General features: G+C 71.5%; 18 protein-coding genes. 12 read left to right on the plus strand and 6 right to left on the minus strand.

The window, feature by feature from the left end; genetic code table 11:
• Positions 1–127: 127 nt before the first annotated feature.
• From gap to IE172_RS05000, 7 genes are all read left to right on the plus strand, one after another.
• Positions 128–1,135: a type I glyceraldehyde-3-phosphate dehydrogenase gene (gap, locus tag IE172_RS04970; RefSeq protein WP_190095810.1), complete on the plus strand. Its 1,008-nt coding sequence runs from the start codon at positions 128–130 to the stop codon at positions 1,133–1,135.
• Positions 1,136–1,281: 146 nt separating this feature from the next.
• The gene (locus IE172_RS04975; RefSeq protein WP_190095811.1) at positions 1,282–2,493 is read left to right on the plus strand and encodes a phosphoglycerate kinase; all 1,212 of its coding nucleotides are present in this window, start codon (positions 1,282–1,284) and stop codon (positions 2,491–2,493) included.
• Between the two features lie 6 nt (positions 2,494–2,499).
• On the plus strand, positions 2,500–3,276 hold the full coding sequence (gene tpiA / locus IE172_RS04980) for a triose-phosphate isomerase (protein ID WP_190095812.1): 777 nt from the start codon (positions 2,500–2,502) through the stop codon (positions 3,274–3,276).
• Between the two features lie 101 nt (positions 3,277–3,377).
• Complete coding sequence (gene secG / locus IE172_RS04985) at positions 3,378–3,608, plus strand: preprotein translocase subunit SecG (protein ID WP_190096015.1); 231 nt, start codon at positions 3,378–3,380, stop codon at positions 3,606–3,608.
• 210 nt (positions 3,609–3,818) lie between these two features.
• Positions 3,819–4,154 carry an RNA polymerase-binding protein RbpA gene (locus IE172_RS04990; protein ID WP_003957010.1) on the plus strand — a complete coding sequence of 112 codons (336 nt, stop codon included), beginning with the start codon at positions 3,819–3,821 and terminating at the stop codon, positions 4,152–4,154.
• Between the two features lie 140 nt (positions 4,155–4,294).
• Positions 4,295–5,950 carry a glucose-6-phosphate isomerase gene (gene pgi, locus IE172_RS04995; protein WP_190095813.1) on the plus strand — a complete coding sequence of 552 codons (1,656 nt, stop codon included), beginning with the start codon at positions 4,295–4,297 and terminating at the stop codon, positions 5,948–5,950.
• Between the two features lie 87 nt (positions 5,951–6,037).
• The gene (locus tag IE172_RS05000) at positions 6,038–7,042 is read left to right on the plus strand and encodes a DUF3824 domain-containing protein (RefSeq protein ID WP_190095814.1); all 1,005 of its coding nucleotides are present in this window, start codon (positions 6,038–6,040) and stop codon (positions 7,040–7,042) included.
• Between the two features lie 19 nt (positions 7,043–7,061).
• Here IE172_RS05000 and IE172_RS05005 read toward each other — a convergent pair whose 3' ends face one another.
• The 3 genes from IE172_RS05005 to IE172_RS05015 are packed head-to-tail and all read right to left on the minus strand — an operon-like array spanning position 7,062 to position 10,649.
• Positions 7,062–9,344 (minus strand): FtsX-like permease family protein, encoded by a 2,283-nt coding sequence (locus IE172_RS05005; RefSeq protein ID WP_190095815.1) that lies wholly within the window; start codon positions 9,342–9,344, stop codon positions 7,062–7,064.
• A 40-nt stretch (positions 9,345–9,384) separates the two neighbouring features.
• Positions 9,385–10,137, minus strand: a complete 753-nt coding sequence (locus IE172_RS05010; RefSeq protein ID WP_190095816.1) for an ABC transporter ATP-binding protein — start codon at positions 10,135–10,137, stop codon at positions 9,385–9,387.
• Positions 10,134–10,649 (minus strand): PadR family transcriptional regulator, encoded by a 516-nt coding sequence (locus IE172_RS05015; RefSeq protein WP_190095817.1) that lies wholly within the window; start codon positions 10,647–10,649, stop codon positions 10,134–10,136. Before IE172_RS05015 ends, IE172_RS05010 begins: the two co-directional genes overlap by 4 nt.
• A 129-nt stretch (positions 10,650–10,778) precedes the next feature.
• Here IE172_RS05015 and IE172_RS05020 point away from each other — a divergent pair, with 129 nt between their 5' ends.
• From IE172_RS05020 to IE172_RS05040, 5 genes are all read left to right on the plus strand, one after another.
• On the plus strand, positions 10,779–12,050 hold the full coding sequence (locus IE172_RS05020; protein WP_190095818.1) for an ABC transporter substrate-binding protein: 1,272 nt from the start codon (positions 10,779–10,781) through the stop codon (positions 12,048–12,050).
• A 176-nt stretch (positions 12,051–12,226) separates the two neighbouring features.
• Positions 12,227–13,876: a glycoside hydrolase family 13 protein gene (locus IE172_RS05025; protein ID WP_190095819.1), complete on the plus strand. Its 1,650-nt coding sequence runs from the start codon at positions 12,227–12,229 to the stop codon at positions 13,874–13,876.
• 44 nt (positions 13,877–13,920) lie between these two features.
• The gene (locus IE172_RS05030) at positions 13,921–15,249 is read left to right on the plus strand and encodes an ABC transporter substrate-binding protein (protein ID WP_190095820.1); all 1,329 of its coding nucleotides are present in this window, start codon (positions 13,921–13,923) and stop codon (positions 15,247–15,249) included.
• Positions 15,250–15,254: 5 nt separating this feature from the next.
• Positions 15,255–16,622, plus strand: a complete 1,368-nt coding sequence (locus IE172_RS05035) for an ABC transporter permease (RefSeq protein WP_190095821.1) — start codon at positions 15,255–15,257, stop codon at positions 16,620–16,622.
• Positions 16,619–17,458: a carbohydrate ABC transporter permease gene (locus IE172_RS05040; protein WP_190095822.1), complete on the plus strand. Its 840-nt coding sequence runs from the start codon at positions 16,619–16,621 to the stop codon at positions 17,456–17,458. Before IE172_RS05035 ends, IE172_RS05040 begins: the two co-directional genes overlap by 4 nt.
• A gap of 105 nt (positions 17,459–17,563) precedes the next feature.
• Here IE172_RS05040 and pgl read toward each other — a convergent pair whose 3' ends face one another.
• From pgl to zwf, 3 genes are all read right to left on the minus strand, one after another.
• Positions 17,564–18,322, minus strand: a complete 759-nt coding sequence (gene pgl, locus IE172_RS05045; RefSeq protein ID WP_190095823.1) for a 6-phosphogluconolactonase — start codon at positions 18,320–18,322, stop codon at positions 17,564–17,566.
• On the minus strand, positions 18,319–19,371 hold the full coding sequence (gene opcA / locus IE172_RS05050; RefSeq protein ID WP_190095824.1) for a glucose-6-phosphate dehydrogenase assembly protein OpcA: 1,053 nt from the start codon (positions 19,369–19,371) through the stop codon (positions 18,319–18,321). Before opcA ends, pgl begins: the two co-directional genes overlap by 4 nt.
• A partial coding sequence (gene zwf, locus IE172_RS34325; protein WP_229885772.1) for a glucose-6-phosphate dehydrogenase occupies positions 19,368–20,304 on the minus strand: 937 nt, incomplete at its 5' end. The genes opcA and zwf, both read right to left, overlap by 4 nt.

Genomic DNA, 20,304 nt, shown 5'->3' on the forward strand with positions numbered 1-20,304 from the left:
CTGCCGGGTATGGGGCAACTCGATGTCACGGCCGGGGCCCCGGAGAGGTAGGGTCGACAGTGGTCGGGGACATCCCAAATACAGCTCGCCGGCGTCAGAGCCGGCGTACCAACGAGGAGATCGGTTCGTGACGATCCGCGTAGGCATCAACGGGTTTGGCCGCATCGGTCGCAACTACTTCCGCGCGTTGCTGGAGCAGGGCGCCGACATCGAGATCGTGGCCGTCAACGACCTGGGTGACACGGCGACCACGGCTCACCTGCTGAAGTACGACACCATCCTGGGCCGCCTCAAGCAGGAGGTCTCGCACACCGAGGACACCATCACCGTCGGCGACAAGACGGTCAAGGTCCTCTCCGAGCGCAACCCCGCCGACATCCCGTGGGGCGAGCTGGGCGTCGACATCGTCATCGAGTCGACCGGCATCTTCACCAAGAAGGAAGACGCCGAGAAGCACATCACCGGTGGCGCCAAGAAGGTCATCATCTCCGCCCCGGCGAAGAACGAAGACGTCACCATCGTCATGGGCGTCAACCAGGACCAGTACGACCCGGCGAACCACCACGTCATCTCCAACGCCTCGTGCACCACCAACTGCGTGGCGCCGCTGGCGAAGGTGCTCGACGAGAACTTCGGCATCGTCAAGGGCCTGATGACGACGGTGCACGCGTACACCAACGACCAGCGCATCCTGGACTTCCCGCACAAGGACCTGCGTCGCGCGCGTGCCGCCGCCGAGAACATCATCCCGACCACCACCGGTGCCGCGAAGGCCACCGCGCTGGTGCTGCCGCAGCTCAAGGGCAAGCTGGACGGCATCGCGATGCGCGTCCCGGTCCCGACCGGCTCGGTCACCGACCTGGTCGTCGAGCTCGGCCGCGAGGTCACCAAGGAAGAGGTCAACGCCGCCTTCCAGAAGGCCGCCGAGGGCGAGCTGAAGGGTCTGCTCGAGTACACCGAGGACCCGATCGTCTCCTCCGACATCGTCAACGCCCCGGCGTCCTGCACCTTCGACTCGTCCCTGACCATGGTTCAGGACGGCAAGAGCGTGAAGGTCATCGGCTGGTACGACAATGAGTGGGGCTACAGCAACCGTCTCGTCGACCTGACGGTCTTCGTGGGCAACCAGCTCTGATCGTGGAGCGGACGGCCTGATATGAGTGCAGGGCTCGGCCGGTGCGGCAACGCGTCGGCCGAGCCCTGACGCACGTATCGGAGCGGACGTCCTCTTCCGATCACGAGCGATCACGAGCGAACACGAGCCCTAGCCAGGGAGCCCCCATGAAGACGATCGACGAACTCCTCTCCGAAGGTGTCGCGGGCAAGCGGGTCTTCGTCCGCGCCGACCTCAACGTGCCGCTGGACGGCACCACCATCACCGACGACGGCCGGATCCGCGCCGTGGTGCCCACCGTCAAGGCGCTCGCCGAGGCGGGCGCCCGCGTGGTCGTCGCCTCGCACCTGGGCCGCCCCAAGGGTGCCCCGGACCCCGCCTTCTCCCTCGCCCCGGCCGCCGCGCGCCTCGGTGAACTCCTCGGTGCCGACGTCGCCTTCGCCACGGACACCGTCGGCGAGTCCGCCGGCGCCACCGTCGCCGGCCTCGCCGACGGGCAGGTCGCGGTCATCGAGAACCTGCGCTTCAACGCCGGCGAGACCAGCAAGGACGACGCCGAGCGCGGCGCCTTCGCCGACCGGCTGGCCGCCCTCGCCGACGCGTACGTCGGCGACGGCTTCGGCGCGGTCCACCGCAAGCACGCGTCGGTGTTCGACCTCCCGGCGCGGCTGCCGCACTACGCCGGGTACCTCATCGCGACCGAGGTCGGCGTGCTGCGCAAGCTCACCGACGACGTCAAGCGGCCCTACGTGGTCGTCCTCGGCGGCGCCAAGGTCTCCGACAAGCTGGCCGTCATCGACCAGCTGCTCGGCAAGGCCGACCGCATCCTCATCGGCGGCGGCATGGCGTACACCTTCCTCAAGGCCCAGGGCCACGAGATCGGCACCTCGCTGGTGCAGGAGGACCAGATCCCGGCCGTCCGGGAGTACCTGGAGCGCGCCGAGAAGAACGGCGTCGAGCTGCTCGTGCCGGTCGACACGCTGGTCGCGGCCGAGTTCCCCGACCTGCGGACCAAGGCGCCGGGCGACCCCGCCAACGTCGCCGCGGACGCCGTGCCCGCCGGCCGGATGGGACTGGACATCGGTCCCGAGACCCGCAAGCTGTACGCCTCGAAGCTCGCCGACGCCGGCACCGTCTTCTGGAACGGCCCCATGGGCGTCTTCGAGCACCCCGACTACGCCGAGGGCACCAAGGCGGTCGCCCAGGCCCTCATCGACTCCCCGGGATTCACCGTGGTGGGCGGCGGGGACTCCGCCGCCGCGGTCCGTACCCTGGGCTTCGACGAGCAGGCATTCGGCCACATCTCGACCGGAGGCGGCGCCTCCCTCGAATACCTCGAGGGCAAGACGCTCCCCGGCCTCGCCGCACTGGAGGACTGACCCTCAATGACCACCCGTACGCCGCTGATGGCGGGCAACTGGAAGATGAACCTCAACCACCTCGAGGCCATCGCCCACGTCCAGAAGCTCGCCTTCGCCCTGGCCGACAAGGACTACGAGGCCGTCGAGGTCGCCGTCCTGCCGCCCTTCACCGACCTGCGCTCCGTGCAGACCCTCGTCGACGGCGACAAGCTGAAGATCAAGTACGGCGCCCAGGACATCTCGGCGCACGACGGCGGCGCCTACACCGGCGAGATCTCCGGTCCCATGCTGGCCAAGCTGAAGTGCGCCTTCGTGGCCGTCGGCCACTCCGAGCGCCGCCAGTACCACGCCGAGACCGACGAGATCGTCAACGCCAAGGTCAAGGCCGCCTACAAGCACGGCATCACCCCCATCCTCTGTGTCGGCGAGGAGCTGGAGGTCCGCGAGGCGGGCAACCACGTCGCCCACACGCTCGCCCAGGTCGAGGGCGGTCTGAAGGACCTCCCGGCCGAGCAGGCCGAGTCGGTCGTGATCGCCTACGAGCCGGTGTGGGCCATCGGCACCGGCAAGGTCTGCGGCGCCGAGGACGCCCAGGAGGTCTGCGCCGCCATCCGCGGCAAGATCGCCGAGCTGTACGGCCAGGAGCTGGCCGACGGCGTGCGCATCCAGTACGGCGGCTCCGTCAAGTCCGGCAACGTCGCCGAGATCATGGCGCAGGCCGACATCGACGGTGCCCTGGTCGGCGGTGCCTCGCTGGACGCGGACGAGTTCGTCAAGATCATCCGTTTCCGGGACCAGTGAGTAGGCCGTAGGGTCGATCCGTCGTACCCTTGCGGGGTCCAGTCCTGTACTGGGCCCCGCGTCGTCCATCCGAATCCGAGGAAGTTGGTCCAGCCGTGGTTATGGGGTTCTCCATCGCCCTGATCGTCTTCAGCCTGCTGCTGATGCTGCTGGTGCTGATGCACAAGGGGAAGGGCGGCGGCCTCTCCGACATGTTCGGTGGTGGCATGCAGTCCTCCGTCGGCGGCTCCTCGGTCGCCGAGCGCAACCTCGACCGGATCACCGTCGTGGTCGGTCTGCTCTGGTTCGCCTGCATCGTGGCGCTCGGCATCATGATGAAGGTCAACAACTGACCCGAGGGCGCATTCCGCTCGTATTCACACGTGAAGCCCCATGGTGGGTACGCGCCGTCGGGCGCGGCCTATCATGGGGCTTGCGTCTGGATGCGAGGAAAGGTAACTCCTATCACTGGACGCGCGTTGGGCCTTACGTAGACTAAGGCGCTCGCGGCGAAGCGGAAGGCCGACTCGTTTCGCGGCACCATCACGCAGGGAGTTACGACCGTGGCAAGTGGCAACGCGATCCGGGGAAGCCGGGTCGGGGCGGGGCCGATGGGCGAGGCCGAGCGTGGCGAGTCCGCGCCGCGGCTGCGCATCTCCTTCTGGTGCTCCAACGGGCACGAGACACAGCCGAGCTTCGCAAGCGACGCGCAGGTGCCCGATACCTGGGACTGCCCCCGCTGCGGCTTTCCGGCCGGGCAGGACCGCGACAACCCCCCGGACCCGCCTCGTACCGAGCCCTACAAGACGCACCTCGCCTATGTGCGGGAGCGGCGCAGCGACGCGGACGGCGAGGCGATCCTCGCCGAGGCGCTCGCCAAACTCCGGGGCGAGATCTAGAACCCCACCGGGCAGCCTCCGGGCCCCGGCCGGGACCGGTTCGCACTCCGGACTCCTTCGGCCTTCTTCACCGCTGATCAATTAGGTTGGGAACAGCCGGCACAGCGGGGGACACCCAAGGAAGAAGGCTGAAGTCCGAGATGAACGCAGACGGCCGTACGAGGCTCAACCAGACGCCCGAGTGGACCGCACTGGCCAAGCACCGCGAGGAGCTCGGCGAGGTGCGGCTGCGCGAGCTGTTCGCCGCCGACCCCGCCCGCGGCACCGGGTACACCCTCCGGGTCGGTGACCTGTACGTCGACTACTCCAAGCACCTGGTCACCGACGAAACCCTGCGGTTGCTGCGGGAGTTGGCCGCCGCCACCGACGTGTCGGGGCTGCGCGACGCCATGTTCCGCGGCGAGAAGATCAACACCACCGAGGACCGTGCGGTGCTGCACACCGCGCTCCGGGCCGCCCGGGACGCGGTGATCGAGGTCGACGGGGAGAACGTCGTCCCGGCCGTGCACGCCGTCCTCGACAAGATGGCCGACTTCGCCGGCCGGGTCCGCTCCGGCGCGTGGACCGGACACACCGGCAAGCGCATCCGCAACGTCGTCAACGTCGGCATCGGCGGCTCCGACCTCGGCCCCGCCATGGCCTACGAGGTGCTGCGCGCCTTCACCGACCGCGACCTCACCGTCCGTTTCGTGTCCAACGTGGACGGCGCGGACCTGCACGAGGCGACCCGGGACCTGGACCCGGCCGAGACGCTGTTCATCATCGCGTCCAAGACCTTCACCACCATCGAGACGGTCACCAACGCCACCTCCGCGCGGACCTGGCTGCTCAACGGGCTCGGCGCCGGCGACGAGGCGGTGGCCGAACACTTCGTCGCCCTGTCGACGAACGCCGAGAAGGTCGCCGAGTTCGGCATCGACACGGCGAACATGTTCGAGTTCTGGGACTGGGTCGGCGGCCGCTACTCCTACGACTCCGCGATCGGCCTCTCGCTGATGATCGCGATCGGCCCGGACCGCTTCCGGGAGATGCTCGACGGGTTCCGCCTCGTCGACGAGCACTTCCGCACCGCCCCCGCCGAGTCCAACGTGCCGCTGCTGCTCGGCCTGCTGGGCGTCTGGTACGGCAACTTCCACGACGCGCAGTCGCACGCGGTCCTGCCGTACTCGCACTACCTGTCGAAGTTCACCGCCTACCTCCAGCAGCTCGACATGGAGTCCAACGGCAAGTACGTCGGCCGGGACGGGCGCGAGGTGGAGTGGCAGACCGGTCCGGTCGTGTGGGGCACCCCGGGCACCAACGGGCAGCACGCCTACTACCAGCTGATCCACCAGGGGACGAAGCTGATCCCGGCGGACTTCATCGGTTTCGCCGAGCCCGTCGCCGAGCTGAGTGACGAACTCAAGGCGCAGCACGACCTGTTGATGGCCAACTTCTTCGCCCAGACCCAGGCCCTCGCCTTCGGCAAGACCCCGGAGGAGGTGCGCGGCGAAGGCGTCCCGGAGGAACTGGTCCCGCACAAGACGTTCAAGGGCGACCACCCCACGACCACCATCCTCGCGCGCGAGCTCACGCCGTCCGTGCTCGGCCAGCTCGTCGCGCTCTACGAGCACAAGGTGTTCGTCCAGGGCGCGATCTGGAACATCGACTCCTTCGACCAGTGGGGCGTCGAGCTCGGCAAGGTCCTCGCCAAGCGCGTCGAGCCCGCGCTCACCGAGGGCGCCGACGTCCCGGGTCTGGACCCCTCCACCAAGGCGCTGGTCGCCACCTACCGGGAGCTGCGCGGGAGGCGGTGACCCGACGGGGTGAGCGGGCGGCGGGCCGCCGCCCGCTCCCGTAGAATCCCCGGCGATCATCGCGACGAACGCCCGGGGGACCACAACGTGACACGCGCGTCCGGAAGTTGGACCGGGGGCACGCTCAGTGCCCGGACCTTCCTGAAACCCCACCAGGTGGCGAGGGCGGTGTTCCACCCCGCGTGGATCCCGCCGTCGCTCGACCCGTCCGTCGAGCGGCTCAAGCGCATCCGCGTCATCGCCGGAGCGGTCGCCTCCATCGGTGTCTACACCGTCCTGGAGGGCGGCTTCGACGTCACGGAGCTGCTGGAGAACGCGCTGACCGCCTCGGCGGTGCTGCTCCTCCTCACGCCGGCGACGGTCGGCGTGATGCTCCTCGTCTGGCGGCGCACCGGCACCGTGCGGCAGATGAAGGTGTCGCTCCTCAACTCCCTCAAGCTGCTCCTGCTGTTCATCGGCTGTGTGATCGCGCTGGTGCTGCTGGTGCAGTCGGCGAGCTCCGGCGGCAACCCCCTGCTGACCCTCGGTGCGGGCGCGGCCATGATGTGGATGCTGGTCTTCGTCGGCTCCGGCGCCTTCCGGGTCTCCGGCAACTTCTTCGGCACGGCCGCGGTGCACCGCTGTCTGCCCGCGCTGCTCGCCACGGTGACCACCTGGCTGATGGCGATCCCGGACCTGGTCACCGGCGATCTGCACGGGCTCAGCCTCACCATGGGCATCGTCTTCATCCTCGGCGCCCCGGTGACCGTCACGGCGATCGCCCTGCTGGAGACGGGCCGGCTCAGGCGCCGCTACGGCATCCGTCTGCGCACCCACCCGGCGAGCCTGCCCCCGGTGCCGGGACGGACCCCGCCGGTCCCGCCGACGGGACTGCCCCACGTACCCCCGCAGCAGAACCCGTACGGCCACCCGCAGCCCTCGTACGCCCCCTGGGCGGGCACCACCACCCCCTCCGGCCACCCGCAGCCCCCGTACGCTCCCGGCACGGGCGGCAACCCGTACGCTCCCGGCGCGGGCGGCAACCCGTACGCCCCGCATCCGCAGCCCCCGTACGCCCCGCGGCCCCCGCACGGCGGCCCCTACGGGAGCTGACGCGCCGGCCAGGTGTTGCTCAGGCCACCGCGCCGAGCGTGTCCGCGAGGCGGCGGCGGGCCGCCCGCGCGGCCGGGAGGGCGGCGAGGGCGGCGGAGCCCAGCACCGCGGCCGCGCCGAGCAGCAGCAGGAGCAGCGGGGAGGGCCCCTGGGCGATCCCGGCGCCGATGCCGCTAGACCGCCCCTGGGCGTCGATCAGCCAGTGCGCCAGCGGCAGCCCCAGGGCCACCGCGAGGAGCACCGCCACCAGGGCCGTGGCGGCGGTGGCCGTGACCGTGACCGCGGTGATCTGCCGGGGGGAGAGGCCGATGGCCTTGAGCGCCAGCAGATCGCGTTCGCCCTCGCGGACCGTGCCGCCGATCGCCGTCAGCAGTTCGATCAGGCCGATCAGCGCGAGGATCACGATCAGCCCGAGCACGACCGCGCGCAGCGGGGACAGCCCGTCCGCGGGATTGGTCACCGTGTGCACGTCCAGGTGGCCGCGGCCCGCCGAGGCCAGCCGGGCGGCGACCGTGTCCGGGTCGGCGCCGGGCTCCAGCCGGAGCTGGTAGCGGCTCGGCCGCAGGTCCGGGTCGCCCGCGCGGAGGGTGTCCAGCGAGGTGGAGATGACCCGGCCGGCGTTCTCCGGTTCGATGCTGCGGCCGACGATGTGCAGGATCTGAGGCCGGTCGCCGACGGTCATCCGCACCCAGTCGCCGACCCGGACGTGCAGCAGGTCGAGCAGGCCCTGCCCGGCCACCGCCTCACCGGGTGCCCGCGCGGCGCGGCCCTCGGCCAGCGAGAACGGGTACGGCTCCGCACGGGTGCCGAGTCCGCGCAGCGCGATGGTGGCGGTCTGGCCGGGGACCAGCGCGGCCACCTCCACGCCCGGGTAGGCGGCGGCGACCTGCGGATCGCGCTCCAGCAGGGCGCGGGCCCCGCCCTCGTCCAGCGAGGCGTCCGCGCGGACACCGAGCGCGGTGGGCATCCCCATCCGTTCGGGACTGCTGTGGAAGCGTTCGATGGTGGTCCAGGCGCTGAGCGCCACCACGATCAGCAGCAGCGGGAGCGCCAGCCTGCCCACCGCGACCGGCGAACGCGACCGGCGGCCGAACGCCTTGTGCCAGCCCAGTACCAGCGCGGGCGGCACCCGCGCCCCCAGCGCCCGCCGGGCCAGGCCCGTCAGCCGCCCCGCCGGGGGCGCCGCGGGCCGCGGCACCGGCACGGGCGGCACCCGTCCCGCCCGCCAGGCGGCCAGCCCGGTGGTCGCGCCGATGAACAGCACCGCCCCGGCCGGTACCGCGAACAGGGCCGCCGTGTGCCCGGGCAGCCCCTGCCACACGCCGACCGCGTCCCCGAGCCGCCCCGGAACGGCGGCGCCCAGCGCCTCGGTGAGCGCGGCGGCCGCCACCGCCCCGAGCAGGGCGTAGACCAGGTGCTGGACGAGGAAGACCCGGACGACCTGGCCGGGCGTGAAGCCGATCGCCTTCAGGACGGACAGGTCCCGCAGGTGCCCCCGGATCCTGGTGGCGATCGCCCCGTGCACGGCGAACCCGGCGGCGACGAGCGCGCCGAGCCCGAACAGGCCCAGCACCTGCCCCAGCAGCCGGTTGTCGCCCTGCGCCTCGGCGCGCGCCTGCTGCCAGGTCGCCACCTCGCCGATCGCCCCGGCGCCCAGCTCGGTCACCGCGCGCTGCACCGCGTACCCGCTGTCGCCCGGGTCGCCCAGCCGCAGCCCGACGACCTGGCCGTCCGGTGCCGGCACCGCCGCCGGCAGGGCCCACACCAGGCCGGACCGCTCACCGGGCCGGTAGCGCGGCTCGGCACTGTCGGCGACGCCCACCACGGTCAGTCTCCGCGCGGTACCGGGCACGGTGAGCGTGTCACCGGGCGCGGCCAGCAGCGCGCGGGCGAGCCGGCTCTCCAGGACCACCCCGCCCGGGGTGGCCGGGTCCAGCCAGTGCCCGGAGGTGATCAGCGGGCGGCCCACCTCCGGCCGGGCGGGGGTGGAGCGCAGTTCCACGGAGGCGCGGCCGCCCCGCGAGGCGAGGGTGAGGGAGGCCGTCGGGTAGGGGCCGGCGACGGACTTCACACCGTCCAGTCCTGCCAGCTTCCCCGCGTCGGCGGCGGTGGTGGTGTGCAGTGTGACGTGCGCGCCGTGCGCCTGGGTGAAGACGCGCTGCCAGGGGTTGGTGGCGTAGCCGAACAGGGCCGCGGCCAGCAGCAGGGACGCGACGATGCCCGCGGTGGCGAGCACCAGGAACAGCGCCTCGCCGCGGTGCCTGCGCAGATCGGAGTGCGCCCAGCGCAGAGTCGCCCGCACCGGTGGTCAGTCCCTCGAAGGTCGGTCGTGGCGGCGCATGTCAGTCCCTGAGCTCCAGCACACCGGAGATGCCGGTCCGGCGCGTCGGCGCGCCGCCGTCCAGTTCCGCGTCGTCGGCGATCCGGCCGTCGAAGAAACTGATCACCCGGTCCGCGGCGCTCGCCAGCCGGGCGTCGTGCGTGACCAGCAGGATCGTCTGCCCGCGCCGGTGGAAGCGGGACAGCAGCCGCATCACCTCGCGGGTGCCCCTGCTGTCCAGACTGCCCGCGGGCTCGTCGGCCAGCAGCAGCGGCGGATGGTTGACCAGGGCCCGCGCGAGGGCGACCCGCTGCTGCTCACCGCCGGACAGCTCGCCCGGCATGCTGCGTTCCTTGCCCTCCAGGCCGAGCTCGGCCAGCAGTTCCTCCCGCTCGGCGCGGGCCTTCCTCGGCGGCACCCCGGCGAGCAGGGCGGGCAGCTCCACGTTGTCGGCGACGGACAGATCGGAGACGAGGTTGAAGAACTGGAAGACGATCCCGATGCGCTTGCGGCGCTCCACCGCCCAGCGGGCCTCGCCGTAGCCGTCGGTGCACTCGCCGTCCAGCCAGATGCTGCCGGCGTCGGGCCGCTGGAGCCCTCCGAGCAGGTGGAGCAGCGTCGACTTGCCCGCACCGGACGGACCCGTGATCGCCACGAACTCGCCCCGGGTCACCCGCAGATCCACCCCGCGCACGGCACGGGCCGGGGCGCCCTCGCCGTGGTGCGTCTTGACCAGGCCCTCGGCGCGCAGCACTTCAGCGGTGCTCTCGCTCACTGAAGCTCCTCCAGCTCTTCCTGGCACCGTTCCAGCCAGTCGAGGTCGGCCTGCAGGTGCAGCATCGCGCCCTCGATCAGCAGATGGGAGATGCGGTTGTCCCGGTCTTCGGCGGCGGCCAGCTTCGAGAGCTGCCGCATGGTGTTCAGGTACTGGCGCCGCTGTCTGTTGATCAGGGCGATCTGGTCGGCGAGACCGGTCTGCGGGGCCAGGGCCAGTTTCATGAAGAACTCGTCCCGTACCCGCGGCTCGTCCGCCGTCTCCTCGTACCAGGCGCGCAGCGCCTCCCGCCCGGCGTCGGTGAGGTGGTAGACCTTCTTGTTGGGCCGGCTCGACTGCTCGACGTCCTCGCCCTCGATCAGTCCGGTCTTCTCCAGGCGGCCGAGGGTGACGTAGATCTGGCCGACGTTCGGCTGAGGGTACGCGGAGCCCAGCAGTTGCTCAAGGTCCTGCTTGAGCTCGTAGCCGTGGGCCGGGCCGCGGGCGAGCAGGGCCAGGAGGGCAAGCCGCACTCGTGCTCTCCTCCTCGCGTCCCGGGGGCAATGTGCCGCAGGCCCTAGTATCGCCCATACCTAACGGGTATACATGGCCTCTGACTCCCGGACGATGGTGTCCGGGTGCCGGTGTACAGGGAGGAACCTATGCGGTGGATCCATGCCGCCGGTAGGGGCCTCCTCGTCCTGATCGTGGTCCTGACCGGTCATGTCGCCTCCGGCGCACGGGCGGACGAGCCCGCCGGGAGCGGCCGGGGACCGCTCACCCTGGCCACGGCCGGTGACCTCACCGGCTATCTCGGCGCCGTCCTCGACGGCTGGAACCGCACCCATCCCGGCGAGAAGGTCACCCTCGTCGAACTGCCCGACTCGGCCGACGAGACCCGCGCGCAGATGATCACCGATCTGCGCGGCGGGGAACGCGGCCGCTTCGACGTGCTGAACATCGACGTGAGCTGGACCTCGGAGTTCGCCGCCGCCGGGTGGATCCGTCCGCTGCCCCGCGAACGCTTCCCGCTCGACACGTTCCTGCGCCCGGTCGTGGGCACCGCGACCTACGACGACCGGCTCTACGCCGTCCCCTACGTGACCAACGCCGGGCTGCTGCTGTACCGCAAGGACGTCCTCGACGCGGCGGGCGTGCCGCCGCCGCGCACCTGGGCCGAACTGGAACACGCCGCGAAGACGCTCGCCCCCGAGCACGGACTCGGCGGCTACGCGGGCCAGTTCCTCCCCTACGAGGGCCTGACGGTGAACGCGGCCGAGGCCGTCTACTCGGCGGGCGGCACCATCCTCGGCGACGAGGGGGAGCGCGTCACCGTGAACTCCCGTGCGGCCCGGGAGGGCATCGGCTTCCTGGCCCGGGGCATCGGTGAGGGCTGGATACCGAAGGAGGCGCTCGCGTACAAGGAGGAGGAGTCCCGGCAGGCCTTCCAGGACGGACGGCTGCTGTTCCTGCGCAACTGGCCCTACGCCTACGTCGCGGCCTCCGCTCCGGGATCGAAGGTCGCCGGCAAGGTCGGCGCCGTGCCGCTGCCCGGTCCCGAGGGTCCGGGCACCAGCGTCCTCGGCGGCTCCAACCTGGCCGTCAGCAGCCACGCCCGGCACCCCGACTCCGCCGCGCGTCTGCTCGCGTACCTCACCAGCGAGTCCGTCCAGCGCCAGGTGCTCACGCGCGGCGCGCTGCCTCCCGTACGGGCCGGCCTGTACGACGATCCCGGACTGGTCCGGCGGTTCCCGTACCTGCCGACCCTGCGGGAGAGCGTGCGGGCCGCCGCTCCCCGCCCCAAGAGCCCGCACTACGACCAGGTGAGCCTGGTGGTGCAGGCGGTGGTGCACGACGCGATGGCCGGGCGGCAGACGCCCGAGGCCGCGGTGCGCCGGCTGGCGGGCGAGCTCGCCGCCGTCTCCTCCCGGTAGACCGGAACGGGAACACCTCACCCCTCCTTTAGTTACGTGTTAGGTAACGCGGACGTCTCAACTGGGTCGGATTTCTGCGCCTTTGCCCGTGTTTGAGTAGCTCAACCACCCGGTAGCTTGCGCGGATTCATTGACACGCTCTCGACACCCCTACTTAACATGCATGCATAACGACTATGGCTCCTCACAGACAGGTCGATGGGGTGAACAGGCACCACTGGTGGCGTGACGCGGTGATCTACCAGGTGTACGTCCGCAGCTTTCTGGACAGCACCGGCGACGGCATCGGCGATCTCGCCGGGGTCAGGGCGGGACTGCCCTACCTGAGGAAGCTCGGCGTGGACGGGATCTGGCTGAGCCCCTTCTACCCCTCACCGCAGGCCGACCACGGCTACGACGTGGCCGACTACCGCGACGTCGACCCGGTCTTCGGCGACCTCGCCGAGTTCGACTCACTGGTGGCCGCCGCCCGCCGGCTCGGCATCAGGGTCCTGCTCGACATCGTCCCCAACCACTGCTCCAGCGAGCACCCCTGGTTCCGCGAGGCCCTCGCCGCCGCCCCCGGCAGCCCCGAGCGCGCCCGCTTCCACTTCGCCGACGGCCGCGGACCGGACGGCGCCGAGCCGCCCAACAACTGGCACGCCATGTTCGGCGGCCCCGCCTGGACCCGGGTCACCGAACCCGACGGCCGCCCCGGCCAGTGGTACCTGCACATGTTCACGCCCGAACAGCCGGACTGGAACTGGCGCGAGGCCGAGGTTGCCGCCGATTTCGAGCGCACCCTGCGGTTCTGGCTGGACCGGGGCGTCGACGGCTTCCGGATCGACGTCGCCGCCGGGCTGTTCAAGCACCCCGAGCTGCCCGACTCCCCGGACCCCGAGGCCGACGCCCGCACCCGCGACTCGGTCAATCCCCTCGCCTGGAACCAGCCCGAGGTGCACGACGTGTGGCGGCACTGGCGCGCCGTGTGCGAGGAGTACACCGCCCGTGACGGCCGCGAACGGCTCCTGGTCGGCGAGGTCTCCGTCCCCACGGCCCGCGAACACGCCCGGTACGTCCGCGCCGACGAGCTCCACCAGGCCTTCTTCTTCGACCTGCTGAGCGCCCCCTGGGACGCCGACGCCTTCCGCAAGGTCATCTCCGAGGCGATGCAGGACATCGCCGGCACCGGCTCCACCGTCACCTGGGTCCTCAACAACCACGACCAGGTCCGCACCGTCACCCGCTACGGCGAACCCGCCCCCGAGGGCAGCGGGCTCGGCGCCGCCCGCGCCCGCGCCGCCGCCCTACTGATGCTCGCGCTGCCCGGGGCCGCGTACATCTACCAGGGCGAGGAACTGGGCCTGCCCGAGGTCGTCGACCTGCCCGACGACGTGCTCACCGACCCGATCTTCCGCCGCACCGGCAGCCGTGCCCGGATACGCGACGGCTGCCGTGTCCCGCTGCCCTGGTCGGGGCAGGCGTCCCCGTTCGGCTTCACCTCCGGCGCCGAGGGCACCAAGCCCTGGCTGCCGCAGCCCGAGTACTTCGCCGAGTACGCCACCCACCGCGCACTCGCCGACACCCGCTCCTCCTGGCACCTGTACCGCGACGGCCTCCAGCTGCGCGCCGCGCTGGACCAGCTCGGCGACGGCACGCTGCGCTGGCTGGACACCCAGCCCGGCGTCCTCGCCTTCGCCCGCGGCGACGGCCTCGTCTGCGCCGTCAACTTCGGAACCGCCCCCGTACCCGCTCCGGTCTCCGGCACCCCGCTGCTCGCCAGCGGGCCCTGCCCGACCGGAGTGCTTCCCGGCTCCACCGCCGCCTGGTGGATCGACGCCCCGTGAGAAGCAAGCCCGGTCAACTCCCGTATCCCGAAGGGACATCGATGATGATGCGACGACGTACCACCCTGCTCACCGGATGCACCGCCCTCGTCCTCGCGCTCGGCGCGACCGCCTGCGGCGGCAGCGAGCCCGTCGCGGCCGGCGGCGGCGACAAGTCGCTCGGCGGCCAGACCGTCACCGTCGCCGGCGTCTGGTCCGGCAGCGAGCAGAAGAACTTCCAGAAGGTGCTGGACGCCTTCACCGAGAAGACCGGCGCCAAGACCCAGTTCGTCTCCACCGGCGACAACGTCTCCACCGTCGTCGGCAGCAAGATCGAGGGCGGCAACGCCCCCGACGTCGTCATGGTCCCGCAGGTCGGCGTGCTCAAGCAGTTCGCCGGCAACGGCTGGCTCAAGCCCCTGGACAAGAAGGTCACCGCCACCGTCGGCGACAACTTCGCCGAGGTCTGGCAGAACTACGGCAGCGTCGACGGCACCCTCTACGGCCTCTACTTCAAGGCCGCCCACAAGTCGACCGTCTGGTACAGCCCCGAGGCCCTCGAACAGGCCGGCGTCACCCCGCCGAAGACCTTCGACGCCATGCTGAAGGACGGACGGACCGTCTCCGACTCCGGACTCGCCGCCTTCTCCGTCGCCGGACAGGACGGCTGGACCCTCACCGACTGGTTCGAGAACGTCTACCTCTCCCAGGCCGGCCCCGAGAAGTACGACGCCCTCGCCGCGCACGAGATCAAGTGGACCGACCCGACGGTCGTCGAGGCGCTCACCACCCTCGGCACCCTCTTCAAGGACAAGCAGCTCATCGCCGGCGGACAGAAGGGCGCCCTCAACACCGACTTCCCCGGCTCGGTGGAGAAGGTCTTCGGCCCCAAGGCCGAGGCCGCCATGGTCTACGAGGGCGACTTCGTCGCCGGCGTCGCCAAGGACCAGTTCGGCAAGAACATCGGCACCGACGCGAACTTCTTCCCCTTCCCGCCGGTCGGTGACGGCGAGGCCCCCGTGGTCAGCGGCGGTGACGCGGCCGTCGTCCTCAAGGACGGCAAGAACAGCGAGGCCGGCATGGCGCTCGTGGAGTACCTGGCGAGCCCCGAGGCCGCCGCCGTGTGGGCCGAGGCGGGCGGCTTCCTCTCCCCGAACAAGAAGCTCGACCTCTCCTCCTACGGCGACGACGTCACCCGCGCCACCGCCAAGTCCCTGATCGCCGCCGGTGACTCGGTCCGCTTCGACATGTCCGACCAGGCACCCGCTGCCTTCGGCGGCACCAAGGGCGCCGGCGAGTGGAAGATCCTCCAGGACTTCCTGCGCGACCCGGCCGACCCGGCGAAGACCGCCGCCGAGCTCGAGACCGCGGCCGCCAAGGCCTACGGGAACTGACAGCCATGACCGCCACCATGGTGAAAGAGGCGAGCCCTCCCGCACCCGTGCACCCCGACGGCGCGCGCGGCCGGCGCCTGCGCCGCCGGGGGCGGGTCGTCGCCCTGCTGTTCGTGTTCCCCGCGCTGCTCCTGCTGGGCGCGCTCGTGGTCTACCCGGTGCTGTTCTCCGTCGGCCGCAGCCTGTTCGACGCCACCGGCAACGAGTTCGTCGGCGGCGAGAACTACGCGGAGATGTTCCGCGACCCGACCACCCTCACCGCCGTCCGCAACACGGCCATCTGGGTCGTCGTCGCGCCGACCCTGCTGACCGGGCTCGGACTGATCCTGGCGGTCCTGGTGGAGAAGGTCCGCTGGGCCACCGCCTTCAAGCTGCTGCTGTTCATGCCGATGGCGGTGTCCTTCCTGGCGGCCGGCATCATCTTCCGGCTCGCCTACGACGAGGACCCCGACAAGGGCGTCCTCAACGCCGCCGTCGTCTCCGTCCACGACACCTTCCGGGGCAGCTCCTCCTACCCGACCGCCCGCGCGCGGGACGGCGAGGGGCTGACCAAGGACGCGGACGGCTCGTACGTCACCGGCGCGGACGTCTCGCCCGGCGGGAGCGCCGCCGCGCTGGGCCTGGTCGGAATCGCCCCCAAGGACCTGCCGGGCGACGCCGCACCCGCCTCGGGTGCGGCGCCCGGGAAGGCCGGCGCCGACGAGGTGCGCGGTGTGGTCTACCTCGACTTCACCCCCGGCGGGGGAGGCGAGCCGGGCGTGGTCGACCGGGGGGAGAGCGGACTGCCCGGCGTCACGGTCGAGGCGGTGCGCGACGGGGACACCGTCGCGCGCACCACCACCGCGGACGACGGCTCGTTCCGGTTCACGGGGCTCCAGGGCGGCGCGTACGCCCTGAAGCTGCCGGCGTCGAACTTCGCCGCCCCCTACGACGGCATCTCCTGGCTCGGCCCGGCGCTCGTCACCCCCGCCATCATCGGGGCGTACCTGTGGATCTGGACCGGGTTCGCCATGGTGCTGATCGGTGCGGGGCTCGCTGCCCTGCCCCGGGACGCGCTGGAAGCGGCCCGCATGGACGGCGCCAACGAGTGGCAGATCTTCCGCCGGATCACCGTCCCGCTGCTCGCGCCCGTCCTCACGGTCGTCTTCGTGACCCTGGTCATCAACGTCATGAAGGTCTTCGACCTGGTGTACATCATCGCGCCGGGGCCGGTGCAGGAGGACGCGACCGTGCTCGCGACGCAGATGTGGCTGGTGTCGTTCGGCGGCGGCAACAACCAGGGGCTGGGCAGCGCGCTGGGTGTCCTGCTGCTGCTCCTGGTCGTTCCGGCCATGGTGTTCAACGTCCGCCGTTTCCGAAGGAGTGAGCGATGAACGCGGTGCGGCGGCTGCTCGGCAGCACGGTGGTGCAGGCGTTCCTGGTGGTCGTCGGGCTGGTGTGGATGACTCCGCTGGCCGGTCTCTTCCTGTCCTCGCTGCGGTCGGCCGAGGACACGGCGAAGGGCGGCTGGTGGACCGTGTTCACCAGCCCCGGGCAGCTGTCCTTCGACAACTACGCGGCCCTGCTGGAGAACTCGGGCATCACCCAGGCGTTCTGGAACACCGTGCTGATCTCCGTGCCGACGACCGTGCTGGTCGTGGTGGTGGCGGCGCTCGCCGGATACGCCTTCGCCTGGCTGGACTTCCCGGGGCGGGACGCCGTGTTCCTCGTCGTGGTCGCGCTGCTGGTCGTGCCCGTGCAGATCGGCCTGCTGCCGGTCGCCAAACTCTTCGGCCAACTCGGGCTGTTCGGGACCATCCCGGGCGTCGTGCTGTTCCACGTGGCGTACGGGCTGCCGTTCGCGGTGTTCCTGCTGCGGAACTACTTCGCGGAGATGCCGAAGGAGATGCTGGAGGCCGCGCGGATGGACGGGGGGAGCGAGTGGCGGATCTTCACCCGGCTGGTGCTGCCGGTGGGGCGGCCGGCGATCGCGAGCCTCGCGATCTTCCAGTTCCTGTGGGTGTGGAACGACATGCTGGTGGCGCTGCTGTTCGCGGACAGTTCGTCGCAGCCGCTGACGGTGGAACTGCAGTCGCAGATACGGCAGTTCGGGAGCAACATCGATGTGCTCGCGCCGGGGGCGTTCCTGTCGCTGATCGTGCCCGTCGTGGTGTTCTTCGCGTTCCAGCGGCACTTCGTGCAGGGAGTCATGGCGGGGTCGGTGAAGTAGGGGACAGGGAAGGGGCGGCGGGGGCTCTCGCCCCCGCCGCCCCTTCCCTGTCCGTCCCCGGGGCCGTGCCCCGGACCCCCTCTTCGGCCCTGAACGGGCCTCGCCTCAGACGCCGGACGGGCTGCGGAGTTTCGACGCCGCCGCCCGGTCCAGGAGCCACAGGGTGCGGTTCCGGCCCTTCGCCAGGGCTGCCGGGACCTCCGCCTCGGCCGTTCCCGACAGGGCGGTCGCCGCTGCCTCCGCCTTGTCCTCGCCCGCCGCCAGCAGCCAGACCTCCCGGGCCGCCCGGATCGCCGGGAGGGTCAGGGTGATCCGGGTGGGCGGGGGCTTCGGCGCGTCCTGGACGCCGACCACCGTGCGTTCCCTCTCGCGGACCGCGGGGAGCCCGGGAAAGAGGGAGGCCACATGGGTGTCCGGGCCCACGCCCAGCATCAGGACGTCGAAGGCGGGGACGGGATCGCCCGCGGCGGCGAGTTCCTCCGCGTAGGCGGCCGCCGCCGCGTCCACGTCCGGGCCGTGCGGGCCGTCCGACGCGGGCATGGCGTGCACGCGCTCCGGGTCCAGCGGCACCGCGTCGAGCAGCGCCTCGCGGGCCTGGGTGACATTGCGGTCCGGGTCACCCTCCGGCAGGAAGCGTTCGTCGCCCCACCACAGGTCCAGCCGCGACCAGTCGACCGCGTCCCGGGCCGGGGCGGCGGCCAGCGCGGCCAGCAGGCCGTTGCCGTTGCGGCCACCGGTCAGGACGACGGACGCCGACCCCCGCGCGGCCTGCGCGTCCACGATGCCGGTGATCAGCCGGGCCGCGGCCGCCCGGGCCATCAGCTCCTTGTCCCGGTGCACGACCAGCAGCGGTGCCGTACTCATTTCGCCGCCGCCTTCTTCACCGGGGCCTGCGCCGTCGCCTGGTCCGCGGGAGCTTTCGCCGCCGACTCGACGGGAGCGGGGACCGCTTCCGGTCCTCCTTTGGCCGGCGTGCCCGCCCCGTCCGCGGACTTCAGGCGCTCCACGCCGTAACGCAGCGCCGAGGCGTAGGTGTCGTCCGGGTCGAGCCGGCGCAGCTCCTCCGCGATCAGCTCCGCCGTGTCACGGCGCTTGAGCGCCACCGCGCGCTTGGGCTGGCCCTGGATGGACAGCGTCGCCAGCGAGCCGTCGGCGCGGTCCAGCGAGATCGGGCCGCAGTCGGTGTCCATGCGGACCGCCGTGAGTCCCGGACCGGCGGAGCGGGTGCGCCTGACGGGGACGTCCAGCCGGTCCGCGAGCCACATCGCCAGCAGCTCACAGCTCGGGTTGAACTCCTCGCCCTCCACCTCCACGCCCTGCACCTCGCAGGCGACCTGGTCCAGCGCCGCGGCCAGCATCGAACGCCAGGGCGTGATGCGGGTCCACGACAGGTCCGTGTCACCGGGGGTGTAGGCGTCGGCCCGGGCGGCCAGCTCCTCCACCGGCTTCTCGCAGGCGTAGGTGTCGGTCACCCTGCGCTGGGCCAGCGCGCCCAGCGGGTCCTGCGCCGGGTCCAGCGGGGCGTTCACCGGCCACCACACCACCACCGGGGCGTCCGGCAGCAGCAGCGGCAGCACCACCGACTGGGCGTGGTCGACGACCTCGCCGTACAGACGGAGGATGACGGTCTCGCCGGTGCCGGCGTCCGCGCCGACCCGCACCTCGGCGTCCAGCCGGGACTGGGTGCGGTCACGGAGCGAGCGGGAGACGCGCTTGATGACGACGAGCGTGCGCGAGGGGTGCTCGTGCGAGGCGTCGCTCGCCGCCTTCAGCGCGTCGTAGGCGTTCTCCTCGTCCGTCACGATGACCAGCGTCAGCACCATGCCGACGGCAGGGGTGCCGATGGCCCGGCGGCCCTTCACCAACGCCTTGTTGATCTTGCTGGCAGTGGTGTCCGTGAGGTCTGTCTTCATGGCCGGCGCCAGCTCCGTCCGTCTCGCTCGAGCATTTCGTCCGCCTCGACGGGGCCCCACGTACCGGCCGGGTACTGGGCCGGCCTGCCGTTGGCGTCCCAGTACTCCTCGATCGGGTCGAGGATCTTCCAGGACAGCTCGACCTCCTCCGTGCGCGGGAAGAGGTTGGAGTCGCCGAGCAGGACGTCGAGGATCAGCCGCTCGTACGCCTCCGGGCTGGACTCGGTGAACGACTCGCCGTAGGCGAAGTCCATCGACACGTCCCGGATCTCCATCGACGTGCCCGGCACCTTCGAGCCGAAGCGCACGGTGACGCCCTCGTCGGGCTGCACGCGGATGACGATCGCGTTCGAGCCCAGCTCCTCGGTGGCCGTGGTGTCGAAGGGGGAGTGCGGGGCCCGCTGGAAGACGACGGCGATCTCCGTCACCCTGCGGCCCAGCCGCTTGCCGGTGCGCAGGTAGAAGGGGACGCCCGCCCAGCGCCGGTTGTCGATGCCGAGGCGGATCGCCGCGTAGGTGTCGGTCTTCGAGGAGGCGTCGATGCCGTCCTCCTCCAGGTACCCGACCGCCTTCGCGCCGCCCTGCCAGCCCGCCGCGTACTGCCCGCGCACGGTGTCCCGGCCCAGGTCCTTCGGCAGCCGCACGGCCCCGAGCACCTTGGTCTTCTCCGCGGCCAGCGCGTCCGCGTCGAAGGAGGCGGGCTCCTCCATCGCGGTCAGCGCGAGCAGCTGCAGGAGGTGGTTCTGGATGACGTCGCGGGCGGCGCCGATGCCGTCGTAGTAGCCGGCCCGGCCGCCGATGCCGATGTCCTCGGCCATGGTGATCTGCACGTGGTCCACGAAGGACCGGTTCCAGATCGGTTCGAACATCGTGTTGGCGAAGCGCAGCGCCAGGATGTTCTGGACGGTCTCCTTGCCCAGGTAGTGGTCGATC

It is taken from the genome of Streptomyces griseoflavus, assembly GCF_014649995.1.
Lineage (GTDB): Bacteria > Actinomycetota > Actinomycetes > Streptomycetales > Streptomycetaceae > Streptomyces > Streptomyces griseoflavus.

What these genes read in the sequence shown, in the direction of transcription:
- IE172_RS04975 (WP_190095811.1), top strand. Translation starts at nt 1,282, where the DNA reads ATGAAGACGATCGACGAACTCCTCTCCGAAGGTGTCGCGGGCAAGCGG.
- tpiA (WP_190095812.1), top strand. Translation starts at nt 2,500, where the DNA reads ATGACCACCCGTACGCCGCTGATGGCGGGCAACTGGAAGATGAACCTC.
- secG (WP_190096015.1), top strand. Translation starts at nt 3,378, where the DNA reads ATGGGGTTCTCCATCGCCCTGATCGTCTTCAGCCTGCTGCTGATGCTG.
- pgi (WP_190095813.1), top strand. Translation starts at nt 4,295, where the DNA reads ATGAACGCAGACGGCCGTACGAGGCTCAACCAGACGCCCGAGTGGACC.
- IE172_RS05020 (WP_190095818.1), top strand. Translation starts at nt 10,779, where the DNA reads ATGCGGTGGATCCATGCCGCCGGTAGGGGCCTCCTCGTCCTGATCGTG.
- IE172_RS05025 (WP_190095819.1), top strand. Translation starts at nt 12,227, where the DNA reads ATGGCTCCTCACAGACAGGTCGATGGGGTGAACAGGCACCACTGGTGG.
- IE172_RS05030 (WP_190095820.1), top strand. Translation starts at nt 13,921, where the DNA reads ATGATGCGACGACGTACCACCCTGCTCACCGGATGCACCGCCCTCGTC.
- IE172_RS05035 (WP_190095821.1), top strand. Translation starts at nt 15,255, where the DNA reads ATGACCGCCACCATGGTGAAAGAGGCGAGCCCTCCCGCACCCGTGCAC.
- IE172_RS05040 (WP_190095822.1), top strand. Translation starts at nt 16,619, where the DNA reads ATGAACGCGGTGCGGCGGCTGCTCGGCAGCACGGTGGTGCAGGCGTTC.
- pgl (WP_190095823.1), bottom strand. Translation starts at nt 18,322, where the DNA reads ATGAGTACGGCACCGCTGCTGGTCGTGCACCGGGACAAGGAGCTGATG.
- opcA (WP_190095824.1), bottom strand. Translation starts at nt 19,371, where the DNA reads ATGAAGACAGACCTCACGGACACCACTGCCAGCAAGATCAACAAGGCG.